The 25993-nt window shown below is 69.5% G+C and carries 23 protein-coding genes; 12 read left to right on the top strand and 11 right to left on the bottom strand.

From position 1 onward, the window contains the following. Positions 1 to 48 precede the first annotated feature (48 nt). From AB0B91_RS47685 to mtrA, 3 genes are read right to left on the bottom strand one after another with little or no spacing between them, the layout of a single operon-like run. Positions 49 to 1845, bottom strand: coding sequence for an LpqB family beta-propeller domain-containing protein (locus AB0B91_RS47685; protein ID WP_358335785.1), 1797 nt, complete (start codon positions 1843 to 1845; stop codon positions 49 to 51). A 7-nt stretch (positions 1846 to 1852) separates the two neighbouring features. Further along, positions 1853 to 3598, bottom strand: a complete 1746-nt coding sequence (mtrB, locus tag AB0B91_RS47680) for an MtrAB system histidine kinase MtrB (RefSeq protein WP_358335782.1) — start codon at positions 3596 to 3598, stop codon at positions 1853 to 1855. 18 nt (positions 3599 to 3616) lie between these two features. Next, positions 3617 to 4294, bottom strand: a complete 678-nt coding sequence (mtrA, locus tag AB0B91_RS47675; protein ID WP_043620615.1) for an MtrAB system response regulator MtrA — start codon at positions 4292 to 4294, stop codon at positions 3617 to 3619. Positions 4295 to 4563: 269 nt separating this feature from the next. Between mtrA and AB0B91_RS47670 the strand changes: the two genes are divergently transcribed. From AB0B91_RS47670 to AB0B91_RS47650, 5 genes are read left to right on the top strand one after another with little or no spacing between them, the layout of a single operon-like run. After that, positions 4564 to 5784, top strand: coding sequence for a glycerophosphoryl diester phosphodiesterase membrane domain-containing protein (locus tag AB0B91_RS47670; RefSeq protein ID WP_358335779.1), 1221 nt, complete (start codon positions 4564 to 4566; stop codon positions 5782 to 5784). Next, positions 5781 to 6413 (top strand): DUF4129 domain-containing protein, encoded by a 633-nt coding sequence (locus AB0B91_RS47665; protein WP_358335777.1) that lies wholly within the window; start codon positions 5781 to 5783, stop codon positions 6411 to 6413. The genes AB0B91_RS47670 and AB0B91_RS47665 overlap by 4 nt, the downstream gene beginning before the upstream one ends. Then, positions 6410 to 7597 (top strand): DUF4350 domain-containing protein, encoded by a 1188-nt coding sequence (locus AB0B91_RS47660; protein ID WP_358335774.1) that lies wholly within the window; start codon positions 6410 to 6412, stop codon positions 7595 to 7597. The genes AB0B91_RS47665 and AB0B91_RS47660 overlap by 4 nt, the downstream gene beginning before the upstream one ends. Before the next feature lies 1 nt (position 7598). Continuing rightward, on the top strand, positions 7599 to 8564 hold the full coding sequence (locus tag AB0B91_RS47655) for a MoxR family ATPase (RefSeq protein ID WP_358336094.1): 966 nt from the start codon (positions 7599 to 7601) through the stop codon (positions 8562 to 8564). Next, positions 8564 to 9937, top strand: a complete 1374-nt coding sequence (locus AB0B91_RS47650) for a DUF58 domain-containing protein (RefSeq protein WP_358335771.1) — start codon at positions 8564 to 8566, stop codon at positions 9935 to 9937. Before AB0B91_RS47655 ends, AB0B91_RS47650 begins: the two co-directional genes overlap by 1 nt. A 46-nt stretch (positions 9938 to 9983) precedes the next feature. On the opposite strand, the gene AB0B91_RS47645 is transcribed toward AB0B91_RS47650, so the two are convergent. Next, entirely contained in the window at positions 9984 to 10976 is a 993-nt protein-coding gene (locus tag AB0B91_RS47645; protein WP_358335768.1) for a stage II sporulation protein M, read from the bottom strand. Positions 10977 to 11027: 51 nt separating this feature from the next. Here AB0B91_RS47645 and AB0B91_RS47640 point away from each other — a divergent pair, with 51 nt between their 5' ends. Beyond that, the gene (locus AB0B91_RS47640; protein WP_358335766.1) at positions 11028 to 12002 is read left to right on the top strand and encodes an RDD family protein; all 975 of its coding nucleotides are present in this window, start codon (positions 11028 to 11030) and stop codon (positions 12000 to 12002) included. On the opposite strand, the gene AB0B91_RS47635 is transcribed toward AB0B91_RS47640, so the two are convergent. After that, on the bottom strand, positions 11996 to 13384 hold the full coding sequence (locus AB0B91_RS47635) for a hypothetical protein (protein ID WP_358335763.1): 1389 nt from the start codon (positions 13382 to 13384) through the stop codon (positions 11996 to 11998). The two genes, AB0B91_RS47640 and AB0B91_RS47635, sit on opposite strands and share 7 nt — an antisense overlap. Before the next feature lie 26 nt (positions 13385 to 13410). Next, positions 13411 to 13947: an XRE family transcriptional regulator gene (locus AB0B91_RS47630; protein WP_358335760.1), complete on the bottom strand. Its 537-nt coding sequence runs from the start codon at positions 13945 to 13947 to the stop codon at positions 13411 to 13413. An 82-nt stretch (positions 13948 to 14029) separates the two neighbouring features. Here AB0B91_RS47630 and AB0B91_RS47625 point away from each other — a divergent pair, with 82 nt between their 5' ends. Beyond that, a complete protein-coding gene (locus AB0B91_RS47625) occupies positions 14030 to 15154 on the top strand; it encodes an aminotransferase class V-fold PLP-dependent enzyme (protein WP_358335757.1) in 1125 nt (374 codons plus the stop codon). A gap of 102 nt (positions 15155 to 15256) precedes the next feature. Here AB0B91_RS47625 and AB0B91_RS47620 read toward each other — a convergent pair whose 3' ends face one another. Further along, the gene (locus AB0B91_RS47620; protein ID WP_358335755.1) at positions 15257 to 16648 is read right to left on the bottom strand and encodes a hypothetical protein; all 1392 of its coding nucleotides are present in this window, start codon (positions 16646 to 16648) and stop codon (positions 15257 to 15259) included. Between the two features lie 174 nt (positions 16649 to 16822). On the opposite strand from AB0B91_RS47620, the gene AB0B91_RS47615 reads away from it, so the two are divergent. Further along, the gene (locus AB0B91_RS47615) at positions 16823 to 17455 is read left to right on the top strand and encodes a DUF305 domain-containing protein (protein ID WP_358335752.1); all 633 of its coding nucleotides are present in this window, start codon (positions 16823 to 16825) and stop codon (positions 17453 to 17455) included. Here AB0B91_RS47615 and AB0B91_RS47610 read toward each other — a convergent pair. Together AB0B91_RS47610 and ahcY are read right to left on the bottom strand one after the other, a co-directional pair. Further along, complete coding sequence (locus tag AB0B91_RS47610; protein ID WP_358336091.1) at positions 17452 to 18687, bottom strand: adenosylhomocysteinase; 1236 nt, start codon at positions 18685 to 18687, stop codon at positions 17452 to 17454. The genes AB0B91_RS47615 and AB0B91_RS47610 overlap by 4 nt on opposite strands. A gap of 160 nt (positions 18688 to 18847) precedes the next feature. Continuing rightward, entirely contained in the window at positions 18848 to 20275 is a 1428-nt protein-coding gene (gene ahcY / locus AB0B91_RS47605; protein WP_358335749.1) for an adenosylhomocysteinase, read from the bottom strand. A gap of 103 nt (positions 20276 to 20378) precedes the next feature. Between ahcY and AB0B91_RS47600 the strand changes: the two genes are divergently transcribed. From AB0B91_RS47600 to AB0B91_RS47590, 3 genes are all read left to right on the top strand, one after another. Beyond that, on the top strand, positions 20379 to 20738 hold the full coding sequence (locus AB0B91_RS47600; protein WP_358335746.1) for a MerR family DNA-binding transcriptional regulator: 360 nt from the start codon (positions 20379 to 20381) through the stop codon (positions 20736 to 20738). 11 nt (positions 20739 to 20749) lie between these two features. Continuing rightward, on the top strand, positions 20750 to 21205 hold the full coding sequence (locus tag AB0B91_RS47595; protein ID WP_358335743.1) for a GerMN domain-containing protein: 456 nt from the start codon (positions 20750 to 20752) through the stop codon (positions 21203 to 21205). An 80-nt stretch (positions 21206 to 21285) separates the two neighbouring features. Continuing rightward, positions 21286 to 22083: an SAM-dependent methyltransferase gene (locus AB0B91_RS47590; protein WP_358335734.1), complete on the top strand. Its 798-nt coding sequence runs from the start codon at positions 21286 to 21288 to the stop codon at positions 22081 to 22083. A 14-nt stretch (positions 22084 to 22097) separates the two neighbouring features. Here the strand turns inward: AB0B91_RS47590 and AB0B91_RS47585 are convergent, their stop codons facing one another. Then, a complete protein-coding gene (locus AB0B91_RS47585; RefSeq protein WP_358335731.1) occupies positions 22098 to 23183 on the bottom strand; it encodes an alpha/beta hydrolase-fold protein in 1086 nt (361 codons plus the stop codon). Between the two features lie 115 nt (positions 23184 to 23298). On the opposite strand from AB0B91_RS47585, the gene AB0B91_RS47580 reads away from it, so the two are divergent. Continuing rightward, the gene (locus tag AB0B91_RS47580; protein WP_358335728.1) at positions 23299 to 25023 is read left to right on the top strand and encodes a phosphatidylglycerol lysyltransferase domain-containing protein; all 1725 of its coding nucleotides are present in this window, start codon (positions 23299 to 23301) and stop codon (positions 25021 to 25023) included. A 12-nt stretch (positions 25024 to 25035) separates the two neighbouring features. Here AB0B91_RS47580 and AB0B91_RS47575 read toward each other — a convergent pair whose 3' ends face one another. After that, on the bottom strand, positions 25036 to 25962 hold the full coding sequence (locus AB0B91_RS47575) for a cation diffusion facilitator family transporter (RefSeq protein WP_358335725.1): 927 nt from the start codon (positions 25960 to 25962) through the stop codon (positions 25036 to 25038). Positions 25963 to 25993: the final 31 nt, after the last annotated feature.

The following is a 25993-nucleotide window of genomic DNA, read 5'->3' as shown; positions in this document are numbered from 1 at the left end:
CGACAGTTTCGGTGCCGCGAGATCGCAGGTCAGGCGGCCCGCAGCGGGTCAGCCCAGGGGGAAGATCGGGGTGTCGGCGTCGGCGGCGATCTTGGCGGTCCAGCTCTGCTTGTCCAGGTTGGATTCCAGGATCTCGTTCTTCTGCAAGGTCCCCGCCAGGATCCGCTCACCCTGCGCGGCCAGTGTGCGCAGCCGCTTGTCCGACGGCAGCTTGGTGACCGTGCCGTCGCCCACGTTGATCTCCTTGACCACCGACCCGGCCTTGCTCTGCGAGAGCACCACCAGGTGCTCGCCGTCACGCCAGGCCAGGTCCATGATGTTCTCCTCGTCCACCGTGCTCAATGTCTGGAAATTTCCGAGCATGGTGGAGGCGCCCCCTCCGGTGATGGCGCCGACGCGGATCTCGTGCTTGCCGATCGTGACCGCCACCCGCACGCCGTCCCTGGCGACCCGCAACCGCGTGACGTCGAACCCGTCGAGGCTCGGCGCGGCGATGCGCTCGGGCCCGCGCCCGGCGCTCGGGTTGCACCGGAGCACGGCCCCGTTGCGGCGGTCGTACGTCCATAGGGTGCCGTCCCTGTGCCAGGAGGGCGCCGTGAGGTCGGTGCTCGCCCCCTGGATCCACTGCTGCCAGCGGCCGTCCGCGGCGGCCCTGGTGACCCAGATGCCGCCCGTCTTCGACTTGGCCGCGATGAGGTCGGCGCCCTGACCGGTGGCGTAGCCGCCGGCGATCACGGCGAAGTCGGAGTACTGGCTGTTCGGCTGACCGGCGGGCCCGGCCACGACCCTGCCCGGCCCGTCGTGGCCCACCGAAGAGACGGCGCCTTTGCTGTTGGTGTAGTAGACGACGTTGGAGGCGGCGCCCAGCCAGTCGTCGGGCATGTTGGGCGGGATGGTCATCGTGTCCGAGGAGAAGAACGGCTCGCCGTCGAGCAGCACCTCGATGGACCGGCCGTTGGCCACGTTGTTGCTGGTGAGGCTCCATCTGAGCTGGGCCTGGAGTCCCCTGCTGAAGATGTCGTCCGCGTCGATGGGACCGCTGAGGTTGATCACCACGCGGTCGTCGCCCGCGCGTACGTACTCGACCCGCGTGCCATGCGGGAAGACATTCTCCACGGCGCCCTGCAGCGCTTTGCTCGGGCCCTTGAGCAGGCGTTCGATGATGGTCTTGGCGAAGCTCTCGGTGGGCTTGAGCCGCAGTCGCACCCGGTCGACGACCAGCATGTCCGCGTTGGCGCCGCCGCTGCCGGGCGCGCCGTTCAGGTAGTACAGGTTCGTCGGCCGGTACGCGCGAGCGACGTCCGCCTCGGTGAGCACGAGGCCCCCGAGCAGGGAATTGACCCGATATTCGCCTGTCTTGTCCTTGACCAGGGTGAACTTCCTGTCCACGCCCACGGACACGGGCACGTAGGTGTCGTCGTCCTCGATCCGGGCCACCTGGGTGCCCGAGATGACGACGGTGACCTCCTTGTCGCCGATCTTCCCAGATTCATCGTATTTAGCCCCGTTGTCGAGCACCGTCACCGGACCGCCGGGCTTCCACGCCTGCCGAGCCTCGTCCGTCAGGTACTTCGCCAGGATCTCCGGGTCGTCGGCGTAAGCGGCCATGGCGGCCTGCAAGCCCTCCACCACCTGCTGCGGCGACCAGCCGGGCTGCGGCTCGATGGCGACCATGCGCTGGAACGGCTTGCTCATCGGGTCGTTGTCACCGGCCTCGCCGACCGCGAACGGCCCGCCCACGGGGATCACCGCGCAGGCCGAGCTCCAGGTGAGAGTCGCGATGACGACGCCGACGGCGCCGAGCCGCCTGAGCCGTGCGCGGAGCGGCCTGCCGGTCCTCGTCACAACCGGCCTAGTCCTCGTCATAACCGGCCCCATCCGCCGACGCGGGCAGCAGCACCGGCGTCATCTGCCCGCGCCACGTGCGCCGCATCTCGATCTCGGGCGGCACCAGCGACAGCGGCGACCCCTTCAGGTCGGTCCCGGCCACCCGGGGCAGTGTCAGCCGGAACTGCGAGCCCTCCCCCTGCTGCCCCCACGCCTGCAGCCAGCCGCCGTGCAGCGAGGCGTCCTCGCGCGAGATGGCCAGGCCCAGCCCGGTGCCGCCGATGGTCCGCGCCCGTGAGGGGTCGGCGCGCCAGAACCGGTCGAAGACCATGGTGTCCTCGCCCGCCTTCAGGCCGATCCCGTGATCGCGTACGGCGACGGCCACGGCGTCCCGGTCGGCGCCCACCGTCACCACGACGTCCCTGCCCTCGCCGTGCTCGATGGCGTTGAACAGCAGGTTGCGCAGGATGCGCTCGACCCGCCGGTTGTCGATCTCCACCATGCACGGCTCGTTGGGCAGCCGCAGCTCGAAGCGGGTGGAGTGACGCTCGGCCAGCGCCTCGGAGTCGCCGATCGCGCGCAGCACCACGTCACGCACGTCGACGGGGTCGAGGTCGAGCGTGGCGGCGCCGGCGTCGTAGCGGCTGATCTCCAGCAGGTCGGCCAGCATCGACTCGAACCGCTCCAGCTGGGCCTGCATGAGCTCGGCCGAGCGGGCGGCCATCGGGTCGAAGTCCTCGCGGGCGTCGTAGAGCAGGTCGGCGGCCATCCGCACGGTGGTCAGCGGGGTGCGCAGCTCGTGGGAGACGTCGGACACGAACTGCCGCTGAACCTGGGACAGCTCCTCCAACTGGTGGATCTTCAGCGCCAGGTTGACGGCCATCTCGTTGAACGAGGTGGCCAGGCGGGCCAGGTCGTCCTCGCCGCGTACCTTCAGCCGCTCGTCGAGCTTGCCCGCGGCCAGGCGCTCGGCCGCCTGACGGGCCAGGCGCACCGGGCTGACGACCTGGCGGGCCACCAGGTAGGCGATGGCGGCGAGCAGCAGCACGAGTCCCAGACCCACCACGGCGAGGGCGAGCCTGACGTTGGACAGCATCTGCTCTTCCTCGTTGATCGGGAAGAAGTGGTAGACCTCGTAGTTCTCGCCGTTGATGTCGACCACGCCGCCGATGACCAGCGTGGGCGTGGCCTGGCTGTCACCGGTGAACGTGATGGGCGCGGTGAAGCGCTGCGGCTTGTCGAAGATGTACTTCTGCTCCTGGCTCCGCAGCTTCTGCTGCAGCGCCTGCGGCACGTTCTCGGGCGCGACATTGCCCGAGGCGCGCGACTGGCCGGGGCGGGAGGTGTTGAGCACCAGCACCTCGTAGCGCTTCTTGGAGCCGTTCTCGCCCGAGCCGGTGATCGTGTCCATCACCTCGTCGAGCGGGTCGACGGGCGTGTTGCCGCCCGTGTCGGCGGTCGACTTGGCCTGGTCGTCGGGCTTCTGGCTGAGCGCGTCCGCGATCTGCACGCGGTCGGCGAGCGCCTCGGTGGCCGACGACTGCTGGCGGCTCTCGATGACCGATCTGTTGATCTGGTCGGACAGGAAGACGCCGAGCACGACCACCACGGTCACGGAGATCACCAGTGTGCTGGTGACCACCTGGAGCTGGAGTGAGCGCCGCCAGACGCTCCGTACGCGACCCGCCGCACGCCGCGTCCGCCGCCGGACCCCGCCCAGAATCTGGCGGAGAGTACGGCGGCGGAGTCGTTTCCTGCTAGTCGAGGCCATGGCCAGGTCGGGCGGAGGTCAGGCCGGCCCGGCTTTGTAACCCACGCCGCGGACCGTGACGACGATCTCGGGGTGCTCCGGGTCCTTCTCGATCTTCGCCCGGAGCCGCTGGACGTGCACGTTGACCAGCCGGGTGTCGGCCGCGTGCCGGTAGCCCCAGACCTGCTCCAGGAGGACCTCCCGGGTGAAGACCTGGCGCGGCTTGCGGGCCAGCGCGACGAGCAGGTCGAACTCGAGCGGCGTCAGGTTGATGGTCTCCTCACCACGCTTGACCGAGTGACCGGCCACGTCGATGGTGATGTCGCCGATCTGCAGGATCTCCGGGGTGGGCTCGTCGGTACGGCGCAGCCGCGCCCGCACCCTGGCCACGAGTTCCTTCGGCTTGAACGGCTTGACGATGTAGTCGTCGGCGCCCGATTCCAGACCGAGCACGACGTCGATCGTGTCGCTCTTGGCGGTGAGCATGACGATGGGCACGCCCGACTCCGCCCTGATTCTGCGCGCCACGTCGATGCCGTCCGCCCCCGGCAGCATCAGGTCGAGCAACACCAGGTCCGGGCGTGTGTCCCGGAAAGCGTCAAGGGCTTTGTCACCATCTGAGACAAAGGATGGCTCGAAGCCTTCGCCGCGCAACACGATACCCAGCATCTCGGCGAGAGCGGCGTCGTCATCGACGACCAGCACGCGACCTTTCATGGCCCCTCATTCGTTCTACGCATTCTGGGACATACCCGCACGATCGCTGAAGGTTACCCTTCGTTGGCCCATGCATGGGACACGAGACGTACAAAAGACAAGTTTTAGACTTGCAGCCGAGACCGCAATCTCAGTCTGCGGTAACAGACCGACTTTCGGCCATCCTTCGATGAGATCCTTGAGCAGGAACGCCCCGGAATGCGGGCAAGATGAGCCGGCGAATCGCACGCACGACACCATTGCCTCGCCCACCATGCCAGGATTGGGATATGTCAGACGGTCACGGTCCCTCGCCCGAGACGCCACCAGGCTGGGCTCCAGAACAGCCCCCTCCCTACGGCGCCCCGCAGACCTCGCCGTGGACCGCCCCCGGCTTCGAACAGCAACAGCCTCCACCGGGCCCCGGCCCGCAGGCGCCCTATCAGCAACCGCCGCCTGGATACGGCTACATGCCGCCGCCACCCGCACTGCGCCCCGGGATCATACCGCTACGGCCACTGGGGCTGGGCGACATCCTCGACGGAACGATCAAACTCGTCCGGTCGAACCCCAAGGCGGTGCTGGGCCTCTCGGCGGTCGCCGCCCTCCTCGGAGCCCTCCCGATCGCGATCGGGCAGGTGTTCGCCTTCGACTCCATGCGTGGCCTGCTCGACGATCCGGCCTCGGCCGATCCGGCCGACCTGTCCGGGATGTACGGCGGGTTCATCGCCCAGTACGGCGGCGCGATCGTCTCCACCGCGGTCAGCTTCGTCGTGGTGACCCTGCTGACCGGTGTGCTGATGCGGATACTCGGCCGCGCCGTGTTCGGCGGCAAGATCTCCGCCGGGGAGGCGTGGCAGCTGACCAAGGGCCGCGTCCCGGCGCTGTTCGGCGTGGTGGGGCTGATGGCCGTCATCGTGCTGGTCCCGCTGGCCGTCATCGCCCTGCTCATCGTCGCGATCATCGCGACCGGCACGGGCGACGACTCACCCGCCGCGGCGGGCGGCGTGATCGTGATCTCCGTGCTGCTGCTCATCCTGTACTTCTGCTACGTGCTGTACTTCAGGACCCGCTTCGCGCTCGCGGCGCCGGCCGTGGTGCTGGAGGGCAAGGGTCCCATCGAGGCGCTGCGCCGTTCCTGGAACCTGGTGACCGGCGACTTCTGGCGGGTGCTCGGCATCCTGCTGCTCACCTCGCTGCTGGTGGGGCTCGTCGCGGGCATCCTGGAGGTCCCGTTCACCATCGCCGGGACCCTCCTCGGCCTGCTCGGCAAGTCTCCCGGCACCGCCGTGCTGGCGGCCGTGCTGCTCGCCCTCGGCGGCACGCTCGGCGCGCTGATCACCTACCCGTTCGAGGCGGGTGTCGCGGGCCTCCTCTACGCCGACCGGCGGATGCGCAGTGAGGCGTTCGACCTGGTGCTGCAGACGGCGGCGATCGAGCAGCAGCGTCAGGGCTGGGTGCACGCCTCGGCGGACGAGCTCTGGCATCCGTCCAACTCCGCCAGGCCGTGACCCCGATCGACAGGGGGGAGGCCGCGCGCAGAGCCGCGGAGGAGCTCCTCAAGCCGGGCTACGAGCGCGAAGCGCTGCTGGACCAGGCGTGGCGGCGCTTCCAGCAGTTCGTCGGCGACCTCATGGACGCGGCCACGGGCAGCGGCACGACCGGTGGCGTCATCTCCGCCATCGTGATCACACTGATCATCAGCGGGGTGGTCGCGCTGGTCGTGTGGCGGCTCCGCAAGACCTCGCGCAGGAACGCGGCGGCGCCGGACGGCCTGTTCGGCGAGCGGACGATGACCGCCGCCGAGCACCGCCAGGCGGCCGAGCGGCTGGCCGCCATGGGCAGCTGGGCCGAGGCGATCCAGGAGCGGCTGCGCGCCATCGCCCGCGACCTGGAGGAGCGGGCCCTGGTCGACGGGATGCCGGGGCGTACGGCCGACGAGCTGGCCGCCGAGGCGGGCCTGGCGCTGCCCGGCTTCGCCGACGAGCTGACCGCCGCCGCCCGCTCGTTCGACGACGTCACCTACGGCGCCGAGCCGGGCACCCGGGAGGCGTACGACGCCATGAGCGGTCTCGACGAGCGACTCCGCCAGGCCAGGCCGGTCCCGCTGGCCGCGCCCACGCTCGGGAGCACCTCATGAGCCTCGACATGCGGCCGCTGGAGACCGGCGAGTCCCACTCCACCTCCCCCACCGTGCGCTCCACCTGGCGGGCGAGCCGGCTGATCGTCCTGCTCGGCGCGCTCATGGTGCTCGCCGCGGTGCTCAGCGTGCTGCTCAAACCGGACACCCGTCCGCCCCGCCATCTGGATCCCGCCGACGCCACGCTGGCGGGCTCGATGGCGCTGGCCGAGCTGCTGCGCGACCGAGGTGTCACCGTCGACAGGGTCGACACGGCGGAGGCCGCGGCGGCGAAGGCCACCGGTGCCGCGCCGGGAGACCGGCTGCTGCTGGTCACCGACGCCTCCTACGCCGACCCGCGCGTCCTGGCCGGGATCCAGGGCGACCGGGTGATCGTCGACAACATCTTCACGCTCGACGAGCTGGCTCCCGGGGTGCGGCCGGAGCGGGGGTCCGCACGCGAGCGCTCGCGCGAGCCCGGCTGCTCGCTGCCCGCCGCCAGGGCCGCGGGCAGCGCGTTCATCGGCGGCTCCGCGTTCACCGGACCGGCCGGCTCCACCGGCTGTTATCCGGCGGGCGACGGATGGACGCTGGTCAGCTACCCCAACGCGGGCGGCACCACCACGGTCCTGGGCAGCGCCGAGTTCATGACCAACCAGCGCCTGACCGAGGACGGCAACGCCGCGCTCGCCCTGAACCTGCTGGGTTCGGCCAAGGCCGTGACCTGGCTGGTCGCGCCGGAGACACCGCCCGTGGGCGAACTGCCGGGCGCGGACGGCCAGTCGATGTACGACCTCATGCCCGCGAGCATCCCCTGGGCCGTGCTGATGGCGGTCATCACGGTGCTGATGGTGGCGTTCTGGCGGGGCAGGCGGCTGGGGCCGGTCGTGACCGAGCGGCTGCCCGTCGTGGTGCGGGCCGCGGAGACGGTCGAGGGGCGCGGGCGGCTCTACCGGGCCAGGCGGGCCAGGGGCAGGGCGGCCGACGCGCTCAGGGCCGGCACGATCGACCGGCTCACGCCCCGGCTCGGTCTCGGCTCCGGCTCGGGCCGGCACGAGCTGGTGGCCGCCGTCGCCGTACGGACCGGCCAGGACGCGCAGGAGATCGGCGCCGCGTTGTACGGCCCACCACCCGCCGACGACGCCGGGCTCGTCGCCCTGGCAGGCTACTTGGACTTCATCGAGAGGACCGTCAGTGAACATTGAGATGACCGCCCAGGCGCCCGGCGGTGACTCGGCCAGGAACGCGCTGAGCGCGCTGCGCGCCGAGGTGTCCAAGGCCGTGGTGGGCCAGGACGCCGTGGTGACCGGACTGGTCATCGCGCTGTTGTGCCGGGGGCACGTGCTGCTCGAAGGCGTGCCGGGCGTGGCCAAGACACTCATGGTCCGCACGCTGTCCGCCGCGCTCTCGCTGGACTTCAAGCGGGTGCAGTTCACGCCCGACCTGATGCCGGGCGACGTGACGGGCTCGCTGATCTATGACGCGAAGACGGCGCGGTTCGAGTTCCGCGAGGGGCCGGTCTTCACCAACCTGCTGCTGGCCGACGAGATCAACCGCACCCCGCCGAAGACGCAGGCCGCGCTGCTGGAGGCGATGGAGGAGCGGCAGGTCAGCGTCGAGGGCGACGCGCGCAAGCTGCCCGACCCGTTCGTGGTGTGCGCGACGCAGAACCCGATCGAGTACGAGGGCACCTACCAGCTACCGGAGGCGCAGCTCGACCGGTTCCAGCTCAAGCTGACCGTGCCGCTGCCGCCGCGCGACCAGGAGATCATGGTCCTCGAACGCCACGCGCAGGGCTTCGACCCGCGCGACCTGTCCGAGATCAAGCCCGTCGCCACCGCCCAGGACCTGGAAGCGGGCCGCGAGGCGGTGGCGAAGGTGCACGTGGGATCCGAGGTGCTCGGCTACATCGTGGACGTGGCGCGGGCCACCAGGAACTCCCCGTCGCTCCAGCTCGGCGTCTCGCCGCGTGGCGCGACCGCGCTGCTGGCCGCCTCGCGGGCCTGGGCGTGGTTGTCGGGCCGCGGCTACGTCACGCCCGACGACGTCAAGGCGCTGGCCAGGCCCGCGCTGCGGCACCGGATCCAGCTCAGGCCCGAGGCCGAGCTGGAGGGCGCGACCGCCGACGGCCTGCTCGACGGCATCCTGGCCTCGGTCCCGGTCCCGCGCTGATGGCTCTGACGGGACGCGCCGGGCTGGTGGCGGCGCTCGGCGTCGTGGTCGTGCTGCTGGCGCCCGATCCGGGGTACGCGGTGGCGGGCGTCTGCCTGCTGCTGGCCGCCGCGATCGTCGTGGACCTGGTGTTCGCGGGCGCGGTCCGCCCGCTCCGCTTCCACCGCTCGGGCGACCGGCTGGTCCGTCTCGGCGGCCAGGCCACGGTCGAGCTGGTGGTGGAGAACCCGGGCGGCCGGCGGGTACGCGGCCTGCTGCGGGACGCCTGGCCGCCCTCCGCGGGCGCGTCACCGCGTTCCCTGCCGCTCGACGTGCCCGCGGGAGAGCGCCGCAAGCTGGTCGTGACGCTCACCCCGACCAGGCGCGGCGACCGCGAGTCCGTGGCGCTCACCGTCCGCTCGCTCGGGCCGCTCGGCCTGGCCGCCCGCCAGGGCACCCACCGGGCGCCGTGGTCGGTGCGGGTGCTGCCGCCGTTCCTGTCGCGCAAGCACCTGCCCTCCCGGCTGGCCAGGTTGCGCGAGCTCGACGGCCAGCACCCGGCCCTGGTACGCGGGCAGGGCACCGAGTTCGACTCGCTGCGCGAGTACGTGGTGGGCGACGACGTGCGCTCGATCGACTGGCGGGCCACCGCGCGCCGCCACGACGTGGTCGTCCGCACCTGGCGTCCGGAGCGGGACCGGCGGGTGCTGATCGTGCTCGACACCGGCCGCACCTCCGCGGGCCGGGTGGGCGACGCCCCGATGCCGCTGGCCGGCGCCGCGGCGGGCGGCGGCGGGCTGCTGGTCAGGCCGGATCCCCGCCCGGTGCCCGGCTGGCCGCGGCTCGACTGGTCGATGGACGCCGCCTTGCTGCTCGCCGCGCTCGCCGCCAGGGCGGGCGACCAGGTGGACTTCCTGGCCTACGACCGGGCCGTACGCGCCTGGGTGGCCGGGGCCTCGCGTACCGAGCTGCTGTCGTCGCTGGTCAACGCCATGGCGCCGATCGAGGCGGAGCTGATCGAGGCCGACTCGCAGGGCATGGTCGCGGCGGTCCTGTCCCGGGCCAAGCGGCGCTGCCTGGTCGTGCTGCTCACCGACCTCAACTCGGCCGCGCTCGACGAGGGGCTGATGCCGGTGCTGCCGCAGCTCTCCTCGCGCCACCTGGTGCTGGTGGCGGGCGTCTCCGATCCGCGCGTGGCGGCGATGGCGGCCCAGAAGGGCACGGCCGAGCAGGTGTACGACGCGGCGGCGGCCGAGCACACGGAGCTGGGGCGCAGGCGCATCACCGCCCGGCTGCGCCGCCACGGCGTCGAAGTGGTGGACGCGCCACCGGAGGACATCGCCCCGGCCCTGGCCGACGCGTACCTGGCGCTGAAGGCCGCCGGCCGCCTGTAGGCGGCTTCAGGTGCCGGACGGGCTTGGGCTCGGGCGCTCGGCGGGTTCAGGCGCTCGGGGCCACGTCCGGGGCGCGTTCGAGGTCGCCCGTCTCGTTCTGGCTCAGCGCCCGCCTGCCGAAGACGATCACGTACGCGAGGAAGGCCCCTTCGGCGAGCACCCCGATGCCCACCCGCACCGGGGTCGGCAGCCCGGACGGCGTGACGAACGCCTCGATGAGCCCCGACACGAACAGCACCCCGACCAGCCCGAGCGCCACGCTGACCACCGCCCGGCCCTGCTCCGCCAGCGCCTCGACGCGCTTGCGCGGTCCGGGGTCGATGACCGTCCACCCCAGCCGCATGCCGACCGACGCCGCCAGGAAGACGGCGGTCAGCTCCAGCAGGCCGTGCGGCATGATCAGCCCGAAGAAGATGTCGAGCTTGTCACGCGAGGCCATCAGCCCGGCGGAGACGCCGAGGTTGGCCGCGTTCGACCAGAGCACCAGGGGGATCGGCAGCCCCAGGAAGATCGCGTAGATGATGACCTGCGCCGAGACCCACGCGTTGTTGATCCACACATGGCTGGCGAAGGAGGCGGCCGGGTTCTCGGAGTAGTAGTCGGCGAAGTCGTGCTCGACGAGCTGGGTGATCTCGTCGGGCGAGGCGATCGAGGTCTGCACCTGCGGGTTGCTCGCCACCCACACGCCGAGCACCCACGCGACGGCGACGCACGCCAGCGACGTGGCCAGCCACCACCACCGGGCCCGGTAGGCGACCACCGGGAACGACACCGTGACGAACCTGACGAACTCCCGCCAAGCGGGCGTGTGCGCCCCGGTCACCGCCGACCGCGCCCTGGCCACCAGCGCGGACAGCCGGCCGGTGAGCATCGCGTCCGCGGAGGACGAGCGGACGATCGACAGATGCGTGGACACCCGCTGGTAGAGGTCGACCAGCTCGTCGACCTCGGGCCCGGTCAGCGAGGAGCGGCGTTTGATCAGGTGCTCCAGTCTGTCCCACGCCGGGCGGTGTGCGGTGACGAACGCATCGATGTCCACCGGACCATTGTGGCCGGTCATCCATCGGGCCAATGCCGTTAGGCTCCACGTATGTCAGAGGTTGTGACCGGTGACGCCGTCGTCGTCGAGGTACGGGTGGCCCAGATGCCGTCCCGCGCCCTGGCGCTCATCATCGACATGGCGGTCCAGATGACCGTCCTGATCGCCTCATACGTGGTGCTGGAAGCGTTCTTCCTGGTCACCGACATGGCGTTGTTCGCCGCCGTGTCGATCGTGCTGGTCGTGCTGGTGATCGTGGGTTACCCGGTGATCTTCGAGACCCTGAGCAGAGGGCGGAGCCTGGGCAAGCTGGCGCTCGGGTTGCGGGTGGTCAGTGACGACGGGAGCCCCGAACGGTTCAGGCAGGCGTTGTTCCGCGGGCTGGCCGGGCTGGTGGAGTTCTGGATGTTCTCGGGGGCGCCGGCGCTGATCTCCTCACTGATCTCGCAGCGGGGCAAGCGGCTGGGCGACATCTTCGCGGGCACGATCGTGATCTCCGAGCGCGGCCCGCGATCCGCGGGGCACCTCATCGTGATGCCGCCGCAGCTGGCCGCCTGGGCGGCGACGCTGGAGCTCTCGCAGCTGCCCGAGGAGGTGGCGATGGCCGCCCGGCAGTACCTCTCCCGCTGGCACGACCTGTCGCCGCAGATCCAGCACGAGATGGGGACGCGCATCGCGGCTCAGGTGGCGGCGTTCGTCTCGCCCGCCGCGCCGTCCGGGGTGCCGCCGCACGCGTACCTGAGCGCCGTCCTGGCCGAGCGCCGCAGGCGCGACCAGGTACGGCTGGCCCAGCGCAACGGCATGGCGCCACCGGCCTACGGCCGGCCTGGGCCGCCGCGCCAGCAGCAGGGACCGTATCCACCTGCCCAGCAGCAGGGAGCGTACCCGCCGCCGATGCCGCCCGCCCAGCCGTACCAGCCGGGTGGGCAGCCGTCTTACCAGCCGCCGTCGTACCAGCCGCAGGCGCCGAGCGCGCCGGAGTCGCCGCCGCAAGCGACTCCGGGTGGGTTCGCGCCGCCTCAGTAGGGGTACTGGGTCTGGGTGTTGAGGACCTTCAGCCGCTTCGCGGCGGCCGGGTCGGTCCGCTGGTCGGTGATGGTCAGCACGTCCAGGCCCCGCTGGATGTCGCTGCTGTAGATGTGGCCGTTGTAGTAGTAGGCCGACCAGGAGCCGCCGAGGTTCTGGGGCTTGAGCGGGCCGCGGTCGAAGTAGCCGATCTCCGCGGGCGCCGACGAGTCGGTGAAGTCCCAGATGGACACTCCGCCCTGGTACCACGCCTGGACCATGATGTCGCGGCCCTTGACCGGGATCAGCGAGCCGTTGTGCGCCACGCAGTTCTCGGCCGGGCTCTGGTTGCGCGGGATCTTGTAGTAGCTCTTGAACGTGAGTCGGCCGTCCACGATGTCGTAGACCGCGTCCGCGCCTCGCTGGGGACCGGTCGCCGCGTTGCAGGTGGCCACGATGCCCCCGCCCAGTTCGTCGGTGAAGACGACCTTGGTGCCGGTGTTGTTGAACGTGGCCGAGTGCCAGAACGCGAAGTTCTCGTCGGTGACCCTGGTCGTGACCTTCGGGTGCTCCCTGTCGGAGATGTCCATCAGCACGCCGTCGCCCATGCAGGCGCCCGCGGCCAGGTCCTTCTCCGGGAACACGGTGATGTCGTGGCAGCCCGTGGTGGGAACGAGCAGGTTCTCCTGCTTCTCGTTGCCGCCGTCGGGGAACAGCACCGGGCGCGAGACCACCTTGGCCGAGGTGGGCTTGCCGAGCGGCACCTTGACGATCGAGATCCGGTCGTGCGGCGGCTTGCAGTCGGGGTACGACCTGCTGGGCCCGTACGACGAGACGTACAGGTAGACGGCCTCGCTCTTCTTGCCCGCCCGCGTCTTGTCCGGCACGAGCGTGTGCGTGTGTGAGCCACAGGCGGTCTCGATGGACTTGATGTACTTGGGCCGCTTCTTGTCGCTGATGTCGAAGATCCGGATGCCCTCCCACGCCGACTTCACGCTGGGCGTCTCGGCCTCGGCCTTGCAGGAGTCGCTGGAGAGCGACTCGTCCACCGACAGGAAGAGCAGGTCGCCCTGGACCGAGACGTCGTTCTGGGCGGCGGGGCAGGTGACCCGGCTGACGACCGCCGGCTTGGCCGGGTTCTTGATGTCGTAGATCGTGAAGCCGTGGTAGTTGCCCTGGTAGGCGTAGTCACCCTGGAAGGCCAGGTCGGTGTCGTAGGCGTCGTCGCCCTTGAACGGCCCCTGCTTCGGGATGCCGCCGACGAGCTTGACGTTGGCGCTGGACTTGACGTCGCCCGACGCGTGGGCCGGGAGCACCTGCAACACCAGCACCGCCGCTCCCGCCAGGATCAGGGCGCGGCCGAATCTGGACACCACGAAGAACCTCCTGAGTTGAATGGGCATGAGGCGCCTCACTATGACAGGAAAAATCAGTAACTAGGAGGCGTAGCGGCAATGATGAACTCGGTGGGTTCCTCGCCCGGATTCAGGTAGCGGTGCGGCAGCGAAGAGTCGAAGTAGCAGCTGTCGCCCTCCTCCAGTTCGTGGTCGAAGCCCGAGACCTCGACGACGAGCCGCCCCCGCAGCACCAGCACGCACTCCTCCGACGGATGCGACCACGGCTCGGCGGCCGACGAGCCGCCGGGCAGCAGGTGTCCCTCCAGGACCTCCAGCCGGCCGCGTCCCGGCGACACGCGCGCGTAGGTGATCCCGTCGGACGGCGATTTGACCCGCACCCGGCTGTCGGCGCGGATCACCGCCACGAGTGCCGGATCCGGCTCCTGGAACAGGCTGAACAGCGGCAGGTCCAACGCCTTGGCGATCTTCCGTAGCGCCTCCAGGCTGGGATCGGCCAGATCGCGCTCGACCTGGCTGATCAACCCCGAGGCCACCCCCGCGGCCGTCGCGAGCTGTGCCACGGTCAGACCACGTTCGGACCGGAGCTCGCGAATTCTGGTGCCAATCATCCGGCGATCCTATCGATGTAACGTGATTGAAGGTTTATTGAATTCAATGAAAGCGGCTGATAGGCGGCCCGAAATGTTACGAATGTTGAATTCCGCCCAATTCCGGGCGGAGTTCCCTTCGCTGGCCGACACCGTGCATCTGGCGAGCTGCAGCCAGGGCGCCCTGTCCGCCCGGCTGGCGTACTCGCTGCAGGAGATCGGCTATTCGCTCCGGGACAAGGGCGCGCCCTGGGGCGTGTGGATGGCCGAGGTCGAGTGGGCGCGCGAGCGGTTCGCCCGGCTCATCAAGGCCGCCCCCGGCGAGGTCGCGGTGCTCTCGTGCGCGTCGGAGGCCGCCTTCCAGGTCGCCTCGTCGCTGGACTGGTCACGTCGGCCCGGCATCGTGACCAACGACCTGGAGTTCCCGTCGATCGCGCACGTCTGGCTGGCCCAGGCCGGACGCGGCGCCCAGGTACGGGTGGCCGCGGACACGGGCGAGAACGTTGAGGCCGGAGCGTACGAGCGGGCCGTGGACGAGAGCGTCAACCTGGTGTCGGTGCCGCTGATCACCTACCGCAACGGTGCCCGCCTGCCCGTCCCGGACGTCGTACGGCTGGCGCACGAGCACGGGGCGCGGGTGTTCGTGGACGCCTATCAGGGGACCGGGGTCATCCCGGTCGACGTGCGCGAGCTCGACTGCGACTACCTGACCTCCGGCTCGCTGAAGTACCTTCTCGGCCTGCCCGGCATCGCGTTCCTGTACGTACGCGACGGGCTGGAACATCAGCGCGACCCGGAGCTCACCGGCTGGTTCGGCCGGGTGAACCCGTTCGCGTTCGACACCCGGCTGCTGGACTTCCCCGGCGACGCGCGGCGCTTCGAGACCGGCACGCCGCCCGTGCCGTCGGCCTACGCGGCCAACGCCGGGTTCGACCTCATCGAGCGGGTGGACCCGCGGGCCGTACAGGATCACGTGTCGGAGCTGGTCGAAGAGCTGGCCGAACGGCTGGCGGCGGCGGGCGAGCGGGTGGCGAGCCCGGCCGGCGCACGCGGGCCGCAGGTGGCGATCGTGGACGACGACCCCGACGCGCTGGCGGCACGGCTGGCCGCACGGCGCATCGTGACCGCGCCGCGCGGCCGCCTGCTACGCATGTCCTTCCACTACTACAACGACCGGTCCGACGTGGCGGCGGTCGCCGACGCCATCGCCCTCTGCCGGAAGTCCTGAGACCCCCGCCCACGCCGACACGGCTCCGCCGAGCGGACGGAGGTAGGCGGACGGAGCCGGTACGGCGGCGCCGGGTGGGCGCCGCCGTACCGGGTGGGCGGGTCAGTCGTCGTGGCCCCAGCCCCACTCGCGGTAGGACTGCTGGGTCTGGACGTTCAGCTGGTCGGCGTGTACGCGGTCGGCGCCGTTGGTGAGCCGGTCGTTGATCTTGATGACCTCCAGGCCCTGGTGGAAGTCGGAGGCGTAGATGTAGCCGTTGTAGTAGTACGCGGACCACACACCGCCGCCGCTGTTGTCGGCGCGGGGGCCGCGCTCGAAGTAGCCGATCTCCCTGGGTGCGGCCGAGTTGGTGAAGTCCCAGATCGAGACCCCGCCCATGTACCAGGCCTGGACCATGATGTCCTTGCCCTTGACCGGGATCAGCGAGCCGTTGTGCGCCACGCAGTTCTCGCTGTCGGCCTGGTAGCGCGGGATCTTGAAGTAGCTCTTGAACACGAGCTTGCCGTGCGAGATGTCGTAGATCGCGTCCGCGCCGCGGTTAGGACCGGTCGCCTCGTTGCAGGTGGCCGCGCCGCCGCCGCCGAGCTCGTCGGTGAAGACGACCTTCCTGGCGTCGTTGCTGAACGTCGCCGAGTGCCAGAAGGCGAAGTTCGGGTCGGTGGTCCTGGCCGTGACCTTCGGGTTCAGCCGGTCGGAGATGTCGAACAGCACGCCGTCACCCATGCAGGCGCCGGCCGCGATGTCCTTCTCCGCGTACACGGTGATGTCGTGGCAGCCGCTGGTCGGGACGAGCAGCCCGGGCTGGGTCTCGTTGCCGCCGTCGGGGAAGACGACCGGGGTGGCCGCGACGGCCGCGGCGGTCGGGTCCTTGAGCGGGACCTTGACGATCGAGATCTTGTCGTGCGGCGGCTGGCAGTCGGGGAAGGTGGCGTTCGGGTTGTACGACTGGACGTAGATGTAGACGTTCTTCTTCTTGTCCCAGCCCTTGCCCGGTACCAGCGTCAGCGTGTGCGAGCCGCAGTTGGTCTCGACGGACTTGATGTACTTGGGCGCGGCCTTGTCACTGATGTCGAAGATCCGGATGCCTTCCCAGGCCTCCTTGTGGTCCGCCGACAGGGCCGTGCTGTTGCAGGAGTCGTCACTGCGCGAGGAGTCGACGGCGCTGAAGAGCAGGTTGCCGTAGACGGTGACATCCATCTGGCTTCCGGGACAGACCACCGAACTGACCGGCGTGGCCTTCTTCGGGTTCCGGATGTCGTAGATCGAGAAGCCGCCATAGTTACCCACGTAGGCGTAGTCACCTTGGAAGGCCATGTCGGTGTTGATGGTGGCGGCGATGGGCGCCGGCTTGGGGATGTTCAGCACATGCGTCACGTTCGGGCTGGTCACCACGGTGTCGGGCGGCGGAATGTCGGCGGCCAAGGCCGGCATCGTCGTCAGTCCTAACGCCACAGCGACTCCGGCCGCCAACAGGGTTCTGCGAAGGGTCAGCACCCTCGGGCTCCTTCCGGGTCATAAGGCACACATAAATGACAAAATTCTGACCCGAACTGTCAGCCATGCCTAGCGAGCACTGTGTCAAGAAATTTGCTGACTTGCCCTATTTCCCGGGAGTTGATGGGGCGTCTATAGTGCGACGTCGCGACTCCCCGCGGTCAAGGAGGTCAGGTGCGCAACGCACTAACCGTCGGCACCTGCGCGATCCTGCTCGTCACCGGCTGCTCGGGGGGCACCTCGGCGGCGCCACCCGCCCCGACGGCCGCCGGTACGGCGCCCGTCATCGCTCCCGGACGGCCCGGCGAGGAGGCCAGGACGCTGAACCCGAGCGAGGCCGCCACCGCCGTACCGCCCGAGAAGGCCAACGCGGCCGACATCCGCTACATGCAGAACATGATCATCCACCACCGCCAGGCCCTCGACATGAGCCTGCTGGCGGGCTCGCGGGCGTCGAACGACGGCGTCAAGCGCCTGGCGTCGAGGATCAACCAGGTGCAGGGCCCGGAGATCGCCATGATGACGGACTGGCTGAAGGCCCAGGGCCAGCAGGTGCCCGACCACCACGCCGGCCATGAGGGCATGCCGGGCATGGCCACGCCGGAGCAGCTGGCGAGCCTCGAAGCGGCCAAGGGGGCGGCGTTCGACCGCCTGTTCATCCAGCTGATGACCGCCCATCACCAAGGCGCGATCACCATGTCGACCGAGGTCATCACCAAGGGCTCGCACATACGCGTTCAGGAGATCGCCGAGGACATCTCGGTGAGCCAGGCGGTGGAGATCCGCCGCATGGGGCAGCTGCTCTAGGAGCCGACGCGCCAGGAGTGCAGGTAGTCCTCCTGCTCGCCGGTGAGCGTGTCGATCCCGATCCCGGCGGCGGCCAGCTTGAGCCGGGCCACCTCCTGATCGATCTCCTCGGGCACGTCGTAGACGCCCGGCACCAGCCGCACCCGCTCCTCGGCCAGCCAGGCGACGGCCAATGCCTGGGCCGAGAACGACATGTCCATCACCGCGGCCGGATGCCCCTCGGCGGCGGTCAGATTGACCAGCCGCCCTTCGGCCAGCAACAGCAGCCGCCGCCCGTCCGCCAGCACATATTCATCGGTATTGGGCCGCACGCCGTGATGGATTTCCTCGGCCAGCTCGTCAAGCGCCCGCACGTCGATCTCGATATCGAAATGCCCGGCGTTGGCGAGAATGGCGCCGTCCTTCATGGCGGCCAGATGCTCGCCCCGGATGACGTCCCGATTCCCGGTGACGGTGATGAACAGGTCTCCGGTGATGACGGCCTCCGCCATGGGCCGCACCTCATAACCCTGAAGTGTGGCGTCGAGCGCTTTGACGGCGTCGATCTCGGTGACGACCACCCGCGCCCCCAGCCCCTTGGCCCGCTCGGCGACCCCCCGGCCGCAGTAGCCGAACCCGGCCACCACGACCGTCCGCCCGGCGAGCATGGTGTTGGTGGCCCGCATGATCCCGTCGAGCGTGGACTGCCCGGTGCCGTAGCGGTTGTCGAACATCCGCTTGGTCCGGGTGTCGTTCACGGCCACGACCGGAAACCGCAACGCGCTCTCGGCGGCCATCTGCCGCAACCGAATGATCCCGGTCGTGGTCTCCTCACAACCTCCGGAGACCCCGTCCAGAAGATCGGTCCGCTCGGTGTGCAGGATATTGACGAGATCACACCCGTCATCCAGCACCAGGTCAGGCCCCAGATCAAGCGCCTGATGAATATGCCGGTAATAGGTCGCCCGATCCACCCCGGCCCGCGCATGAACGTCGATCCCATAGTCACGCAACGCCTGGGCGACATCATCCTGAGTGGACAAGGGATTGGAAGCGGCAAGAGCGATCTCAGCTCCCCCGGCCTTCAACGCCCCCATGAGCACAGCGGTCTCAGCGGTGACATGCAGACAAGCAGCGATCTTCAGCCCATCAAGCGGCCGGGAAACAGCGAACCGCTCCCCAATGGCCGTAAGAACGGGCATGGACCGAGCAGCCCAACTGATATGCCGCTCTCCACTCTCGGAAAGATCCATGCCCACCCCACATTTCCCCGAAGAAGACGGCCAAGAAGACGCACGTAACGGCGCCCAGCCCCGCATCACCGGAGGAGCGTTCCCCTGGACAGACGCCAACCCCGTGCGGGGTTGGCGCCCACCGTGCTCTGCCGTAAAGAAAAAGCCGCTTTTCTAAAAATCAGTACCGATAGTGGTCGGACTTGAACGGGCCCTCGACGGGGACGCCGATGTACTCGGCCTGGACCTTGGTCAGCTCGGTGAGCTTCACGCCCAGCGCGTCGAGGTGCAGGCGGGCGACCTTCTCGTCCAGGTGCTTGGGCAGCACGTAGACGCCGATCGGGTACTCGTCCGTCTTCGCGAACAGCTCGATCTGCGCGATCACCTGGTTCGTGAACGAGTTGGACATCACGAAGCTCGGGTGGCCGGTGGCGCAGCCCAGGTTCATCAGCCGGCCCTCGGCCAGGACGATGATCGAGTGGCCGTCGGCGAACACCCACTCGTCCACCTGCGGCTTGATGTTGCGCTTCTCGACGCCGGGCAGCTTGGCCAGGCCGGCCATGTCGATCTCGTTGTCGAAGTGCCCGATGTTGGAGACGATCGCCTGGTGCTTCATCTTCGCCATGTGCGCGGCGGTGATGATGTCGAAGTTGCCCGTCGCGGTGACGAAGATGTCGGCCAGGCCGACGACCTCGTCCAGCGTGGTGACCTGGAAGCCGTCCATGGCCGCCTGGAGTGCGCAGATCGGGTCGATCTCGGTCACGATGACGCGGGCGCCCTGGCCGCGCAGCGCGTCGGCACAGCCCTTGCCGACGTCGCCGTAGCCGCAGACCACGGCCACCTTGCCGCCGATCAGCACGTCGGTGGCGCGGTTGAGGCCGTCGATCACCGAGTGGCGGCAGCCGTACTTGTTGTCGAACTTCGACTTGGTCACCGAGTCGTTGACGTTGATCGCCGGGAACCGCAGCGAACCGGTCTTGTGCATCTCGTACAGGCGGTGCACGCCGGTCGTGGTCTCCTCGGTCACGCCCTTGATGCTGTCGGCGATCGCGGTCCACCGCTTGTCGTCGCCGACCGTGCGGCGGAGCAGGTCGATGACGACGTGCCACTCCTCCGGGTCCTCATCCGTGGCGGACGGGACGGCCCCGGCCTTCTCGTACTCGGCGCCCTTGTGGACGAGCATCGTGGCGTCGCCGCCGTCGTCGAGGATCATGTTGGGGGTCACGCCGCCGGGCCAGGTGAGCGCCTGCTCGGTGCACCACCAGTACTCCTCCAGCGTCTCGCCCTTCCAGGCGAAGACCGGGACGCCCTTGGGGTCGTCGACGGTGCCCTGAGGGCCGACGACGACCGCTGCGGCGGCGTGGTCCTGGGTGGAGAAGATGTTGCAGCTGACCCAGCGGACCTCGGCGCCGAGCGCGACCAGCGTCTCGATGAGGACGGCGGTCTGGATCGTCATGTGCAGGGAGCCCATGATCCGCGCACCGGACAGGGGTCGCGCACTTGCGTATTCACGGCGGATCGCCATGAGGCCGGGCATCTCATGCTCGGCGAGCCGGATCTCCTTGCGGCCGAAGTCGGCAAGTGAAAGGTCGGCGACCTTGAAGTCCATCGGGTTTTCCCCTCGCGTCCACGGTGTTGTCGCGGACGAGTTTAGGCGCCGTTGGAGCAAGGTCGCATCCTGACCACCCGAAAACTGACGTAAGAATGTAAGAATGCGCATCACTGAAGCGGCCAGGCGGCTCGGCATGTCCCCACGAATGCTCCGATACCGGGAGGCTCTGGGCCTTCTGCCGCCCGTCCGGGAGCAGGGCGCGCATCGGCGGTTCGGCCCGGACGAGCTCGCGGCCGTGGCTCAGGGGATCGAGCTGGAGAAGCGGTTCGACATCTCGCCCGCCGAGCTGGCGTTCGCGTTGCGGGTGCTCAGCGACCCCGCCGTGGCGGTCGCCGTACGCGATCTCGGCGTACGGATCGGCCGTATCCAGGCACCGCGCCGGGCCCTGGACTTCGAGAAGGAGAAAGCGCTGCGGCTGCTGCGAACTTCCGCCCCTGGCCAGACGTCCAAATGGTCATGATGGAGCTGCTGATGGCCACCGTACTCGCCCTGTCTCCGGTGCAGCTGGGCGGCGAGGTGAAGGTGTACTTCTCCAAGGGAGATGGCATTCCCGGCAAGGTGGTCGCGGTCACCAGGAAGGCTCCCGATCGGGGCGTCGCCCGGTTCGCGATCGGGCAGCTGATCGCGGGCCCGACCAAGGCGGAGCGCGGGAAGGGCCTGCGCTCCGAGCTGACCGGACGGCTCCGCGGCCCGTCCGACTGCGGCGCCGACTTCAAGCTGAAGATCAAGGACGGCACCGCCACGCTGCGCTTCTGCCGGACGGTGTGGGGCGCCGGCGTCGGCAGCGACGCGCGGGCCCTGCACACGATCTCCGCCACGTTGAAGCAGTTCAAGTCCGTCAAGAAGGTGATCTCGCTCAACAAGGACGGCCGCTGCCTGTTCGACGAGACGGACGCGGGCACGTCCTGCCTGACCGGCCACGAGTGAACCGGCCACCTACTCCAGCGGACAGGTGATCGACTGCGGGTTACGATCTCCGGCAAAAGCGGCTTCCGTGGAGGTTTCGGGTGACCAAAGAGATCGAGCACCGCATCGACACGTCCGTGCCCCACCCAGCCCGCGTCTACGACTACTGGCTCGGCGGCAAGGACAACTTCGAGGCCGACCGGGTGGTGGCCGAGATGGTGCTCAAGGCCGAGCCGGGGATGATCGAGGCGGTCCGGGAGAACCGCGCCTTCCTCGGCCGGGTGGTGCGCTACCTGGCCGAAGCGGGCATCAGCCAGTTCCTCGACATCGGCACCGGCATCCCCACCCAGGGCAACACGCACGAGGTGGCCCAGTCGGTGAACCCCGCCGCCCGCATCGTCTACGTGGACAACGACCCGATCGTCATGAACCACGCCCGAGCCCTGTTACGCGGCTCCGAGGAGGGGCGCACCACCTACATCGAGGCGGACCTGCTGGAGCCCGAGACGGTCCTCGGCGATCGGAGCGTGCTCGACACACTCGACTTCAGCAAGCCGACAGCCGTGATCATCATCGGCACCCTCATGCACATCAGGAACGAGCTCGACCCGTGGAGCGCGGTCAAGGCCTACTCGGCCGCCGTCTGCCCTGGCAGTTACCTGGCGATCTCCCACACGACCGCTGACTTCGAGCCCGAGGCGATGGCGGCCATGGCGGAGATCTACCGCGACACCCCGACCGGGATGACCCACCGCAGCGGGCCCGAGATCGCGCGCTTCTTCGACGGCTACGCGTTCGTCGAGCCCGGACTGGTCGTCGGCCACCAGTGGCGCCCCGAGGGCGGCGTGCCGAAGAAGGTCTTCGCGGGAGGGTACGGCGTCGTCGGCCGGAAGCTCTGAAGCCCCACGGGACGCTACACGGCGGCGGGCGCGTGGAGCTGCTGGGCGAGCCACGGTAGCGCCTGTGGCAACTCCCTGTTCCAGGTGTTGAAGTTGTGCCCACCGCTGGGCAGGATCAGCGACGACGCCTGCATCGGCGGCTTCACCGCGGCCAGGAAGCGCTGCGTCGACTGGTAGTTGCCCTCCCCCTTCTTGCTGGTGGTGACCAGCACGTTGACCGGCGGCGCGGGCAGGCCGGCCAGCCGCCACATGAGGTCGTTGCGTTGCTCGACCGTCTTGTCCCCGGCGAACAGGTCTCCGGTGGTCCCGTCGATGATCGTCTTGTAGTAGCCCGAGAGCGACACGGCGGCCGAGAACCTGTCCGGATGGCTCATGGCGATCTTCAGCGCGCAGTAGCCGCCGGTCGAGCCACCCAGTAATCCCCAGTACTCCCGGCCGCTCCCCACCCGGTACGAGTCGATCATGTCCTGCCGCACGTCAGTGGCGAAGTACGCCTGCGACTGCGGCCCGCGCGGCACATCGACGCACTCGGTGTCGCGCGGCAGCACCACGCTGGGCCGCATCATCACCAGGATCGTCGGCTTGACCTGGTGCTCGGCGATCGCTTTGGCCATCCGGCCCGGCAGGTCGAGCCGGGTCATGAGGTTGCGCGGGTCGCCCGGATAGCCGGTCAGCGACAGGATCGCGGGAAAGCGCTGGTGCTTGTCCGTGAAGTAGGCCGAGGGCAGGAAGATGTACGCCTCCTCACTGAGGTGCGTGGTCGACCCCGGCATGATCACCTGCTCGATCCGGCCGCCCCGTACGGCATGCTGGGTCAGCACCCGGATCCCCGCGCCGACGCCCGCGACCGTGATGGGCGCGGTGGCCGTGTCGGTGCCGAGCAGGTCGGGCCACGAGCTGTAGAAGCCGAAGTACGAGTTCCCGATCAGGCCGAGCGCCGTCAGCGTGAGCACCTGGTCGCCCACGAGCACACCCACCCTGCCCAGGACGGCCGGCCAGCTGCGGCCGCTCAGCCGCGGCCACAGCCAGACGGTCGCGACCAGCGCCGCCACCGCGAGCCCGGCCACCAGGAGTTGCAGTTTTACCGAGGTCAGTTCCATCTCGCCTCCACGACAGGGATACTCCGCGAAGCGTAAGAAGCGGGTTAACGCACGCTCCGCGCACCCCTCAGGACTTAACGCGGGCGTTATAGAGGGCTGCGTTTAATATCGAACTGTGAAGAGGATCGCGCGCCCGTGGGTGCCGGCCGTCACAGGCTACGCGTCTCTGATGATCGGCCTGCTCGACATCATCAAGGTCGTGGCGCCGGGGTTCGGTCAGACACGGATGGGCCAGTGGTCCGACCTGCTGCCCGGCATCGTCACCACGGTCGCGCGGGCGTCGTCGCTGGTCGTCGGCATCCTGCTGGTGATGCTGGCGCACGGCCTGCGCCGCAGGAAGGCGCGGGCCTGGCGGGCGATGGTGGTGCTGCTGCCGGTGAGCGCGGCCGTGGAGCTCATCCATCTGCGTCACCTGTTCACGGCCGGGCTGAGTCTGGCCGTCTGCGTGGCGCTGCTGCTGAACAAGCGCGAGTTCGCCGCCCTGTCCGACCCCCGCACCCGCTGGCGGGCGCTGTGGAACCTGCTCGGCCTCGGCACCCTCGACCTGGTCCTCGGCTTCCTGCTGGTCAGCACCCACCCGATGGCCACCGTCGGCCACCCGAGCGTGCTCGACAGGCTGGAGCACGTGGTGCTCGGCCTCGTCGGCATCGAGGGGCCGGTCACCTACTCCGTCGAGCGCATCTCGGACCTGGTCTACTTCTCGCTGCTCGCGCTCGGCACGCTGACCGTGGTCAGCACTCTGTACCTCCTGCTGCGCCCGGAACGCCCGATCTCCGAGCTCACCGAAGACGACGAGCAGCGGCTGCGCGAGCTGCTCGACAGGCACGGACGGCGCGACTCGCTCGGCTACTTCGCGCTCCGCCGCGACAAGAGCGTGCTCTTCTCCCCCTCGGGCAAGGCGGCGATCGCCTACCGGGTCGTCTCGGGCGTCATGCTGGCGAGCGGCGACCCGATCGGCGACCGCGAGGCGTGGCCGGCGGCGATCGACAGGTTCATGACCGAGGCCAGGCGGCACGCCTGGGTGCCCGCGGTCATCGGCTGCGGCGAGACCGGCGGCGAGGTGTGGACGCGCAGGACCGGGATGTCGGCGCTGGAGCTCGGCGACGAGGCGGTGGTCGAGGTCGCCGGCTTCACGCTGGAGGGCCGGGCCATGCGCAACGTCCGCCAGATGGCCAACAGGGTCGAGCGCGCGGGCTACACCTGCCGCGTACGACGGGTCGCCGACCTGCCCGAGACCGAGAAGGAACGGATCAAGCAGGCCGCCGTCTCCTGGCGTGGCACCGAGACCGAACGCGGCTTCTCCATGGCGCTCGGCCGCTTCGGCGACCCCGCCGACGCCGAGTGCGTGGTGGCCACCGCGCACAAGGAGGGCGAGATCAGGGCCGTGCTGCACTTCGTGCCGTGGGGGCCGCACGGCATCTCACTCGACCTGATGCGCAGGGACCGCGACGCCGAGCCGGGGCTGAACGAGCTGCTGATCGTCAAGACCCTCCAGGCCGCGCCCGCGATGGGGATCGAGCAGGTCTCGCTGAACTTCGCGATGTTCCGGGCGGTGCTGGCCAGGGGCGAGCGGCTCGGCGCCGGGCCGGTGCTGCGGGCGTGGCGCGGGCTGCTGGTGTTCCTGTCGCACTGGTTCCAGATCGAGTCGCTGTACCGGTTCAACGCCAAGTTCCGGCCGATCTGGGAGCCGCGGTTCGTGGTCTATCCCAACGCCCGTGATCTGCCGCGGATCGGGGTGTCGGCGCTGCAGGCCGAGGCGTTCATCAAGCTCGGCCTGCCCTCCCCCGGTCGCCGCGCCTTCCGCCTCATCCGGCGCGACGCGGCCCACCTCGTCTCGTAAGAGCCCGATTCCTCAGGCGGTCGGCGTGTGCGAGCGGTCCAGGTCCGGCTCCAGGTAGATGACCCGCGCGATCGGTACGGCCTCGCGGATCCGCCGCTCGGCCTCGTCGATGCCCCTGGCGACCTCGGAGGCCGAGTCGTCGTGCGAGACCGCGATCTTGGCCGCCACCAGCAGCTCTTCCGGCCCGAGGTGCATCGTGCGCATGTGGATCACCCGGTCGACCTCCGGCGTGCTCTCCAGCGCGGTCCGGATCTGCTGCTCCATCTCGGGCGAGGCGCCCTCACCCACCAGCAGCGACTTGGTCTCGATGGCCAGCACGACCGCGATCACGGCCAGCAGCAGGCCGATCATCAGCGTGCCGATGCCGTCCCACACGCCGTCGCCCGTGATGACCGCCATCGCCACACCGAACAGCGCGAAGATCAGGCCGAGCAGCGCGCCGAGGTCCTCCAGCAGGATGACCGGCAGCTCGGGCGACTTGGACCGGCGGATGAACGTGACCCACGACTGCTTGCCACGCAGCGGGTTGGACTCCATGATCGCCGTGCGGAACGAGAAACTCTCCGCGATGATCGCGAAGATCAGCACCGCGAACGCCCAGATCGGCGACTCCACGTCGTGCGGATGCACGATCTTGGTGACACCCTCGTACAGCGAGAACGCCGCGCCGATCGTGAACAGCACCACGGCCACCACGAACGCGTAGAAGTAGCGCTCGCGGCCATAGCCGAACGGATGCGCCTTGTCCCTCTCCCGCTGCGCCCGCCTGCCGCCGATCAGCAGGAGCAACTGGTTGCCCGAGTCGGCGACGGAGTGGATGCCTTCGGCGAGCATCGAAGACGACCCGGTGAAGAAGGCGGCCACGAACTTCGACACGGCGATCGCCAGATTGGCGGTCAACGCCGCAATGATCGCCTTGTTACCGCCACTCGCGCTCACCGGAAAACTCCACTCATCATGATCATGTAGT

The sequence above is a fragment of the Nonomuraea sp. NPDC049141 genome (genome assembly GCF_040648415.1).
Classification (GTDB): Bacteria; Actinomycetota; Actinomycetes; order Streptosporangiales; family Streptosporangiaceae; genus Nonomuraea.
This window is presented reverse-complemented; position numbering and strand designations above follow the sequence as displayed.

Bases quoted from the DNA above. Each gene is read 5' to 3' on its own strand.
- mtrB (WP_358335782.1), bottom strand. From the start codon at position 3,598: ATGGCCTCGACTAGCAGGAAACGACTCCGCCGCCGTACTCTCCGCCAG.
- mtrA (WP_043620615.1), bottom strand. From the start codon at position 4,294: ATGAAAGGTCGCGTGCTGGTCGTCGATGACGACGCCGCTCTCGCCGAG.
- AB0B91_RS47670 (WP_358335779.1), top strand. From the start codon at position 4,564: ATGTCAGACGGTCACGGTCCCTCGCCCGAGACGCCACCAGGCTGGGCT.
- AB0B91_RS47660 (WP_358335774.1), top strand. From the start codon at position 6,410: ATGAGCCTCGACATGCGGCCGCTGGAGACCGGCGAGTCCCACTCCACC.
- AB0B91_RS47655 (WP_358336094.1), top strand. From the start codon at position 7,599: ATGACCGCCCAGGCGCCCGGCGGTGACTCGGCCAGGAACGCGCTGAGC.
- AB0B91_RS47650 (WP_358335771.1), top strand. From the start codon at position 8,564: ATGGCTCTGACGGGACGCGCCGGGCTGGTGGCGGCGCTCGGCGTCGTG.
- AB0B91_RS47640 (WP_358335766.1), top strand. From the start codon at position 11,028: ATGTCAGAGGTTGTGACCGGTGACGCCGTCGTCGTCGAGGTACGGGTG.
- AB0B91_RS47635 (WP_358335763.1), bottom strand. From the start codon at position 13,384: ATGCCCATTCAACTCAGGAGGTTCTTCGTGGTGTCCAGATTCGGCCGC.
- AB0B91_RS47630 (WP_358335760.1), bottom strand. From the start codon at position 13,947: ATGATTGGCACCAGAATTCGCGAGCTCCGGTCCGAACGTGGTCTGACC.
- AB0B91_RS47625 (WP_358335757.1), top strand. From the start codon at position 14,030: ATGTTGAATTCCGCCCAATTCCGGGCGGAGTTCCCTTCGCTGGCCGAC.
- AB0B91_RS47610 (WP_358336091.1), bottom strand. From the start codon at position 18,687: ATGGATCTTTCCGAGAGTGGAGAGCGGCATATCAGTTGGGCTGCTCGG.
- ahcY (WP_358335749.1), bottom strand. From the start codon at position 20,275: ATGGACTTCAAGGTCGCCGACCTTTCACTTGCCGACTTCGGCCGCAAG.
- AB0B91_RS47600 (WP_358335746.1), top strand. From the start codon at position 20,379: ATGCGCATCACTGAAGCGGCCAGGCGGCTCGGCATGTCCCCACGAATG.
- AB0B91_RS47595 (WP_358335743.1), top strand. From the start codon at position 20,750: ATGGCCACCGTACTCGCCCTGTCTCCGGTGCAGCTGGGCGGCGAGGTG.
- AB0B91_RS47585 (WP_358335731.1), bottom strand. From the start codon at position 23,183: ATGGAACTGACCTCGGTAAAACTGCAACTCCTGGTGGCCGGGCTCGCG.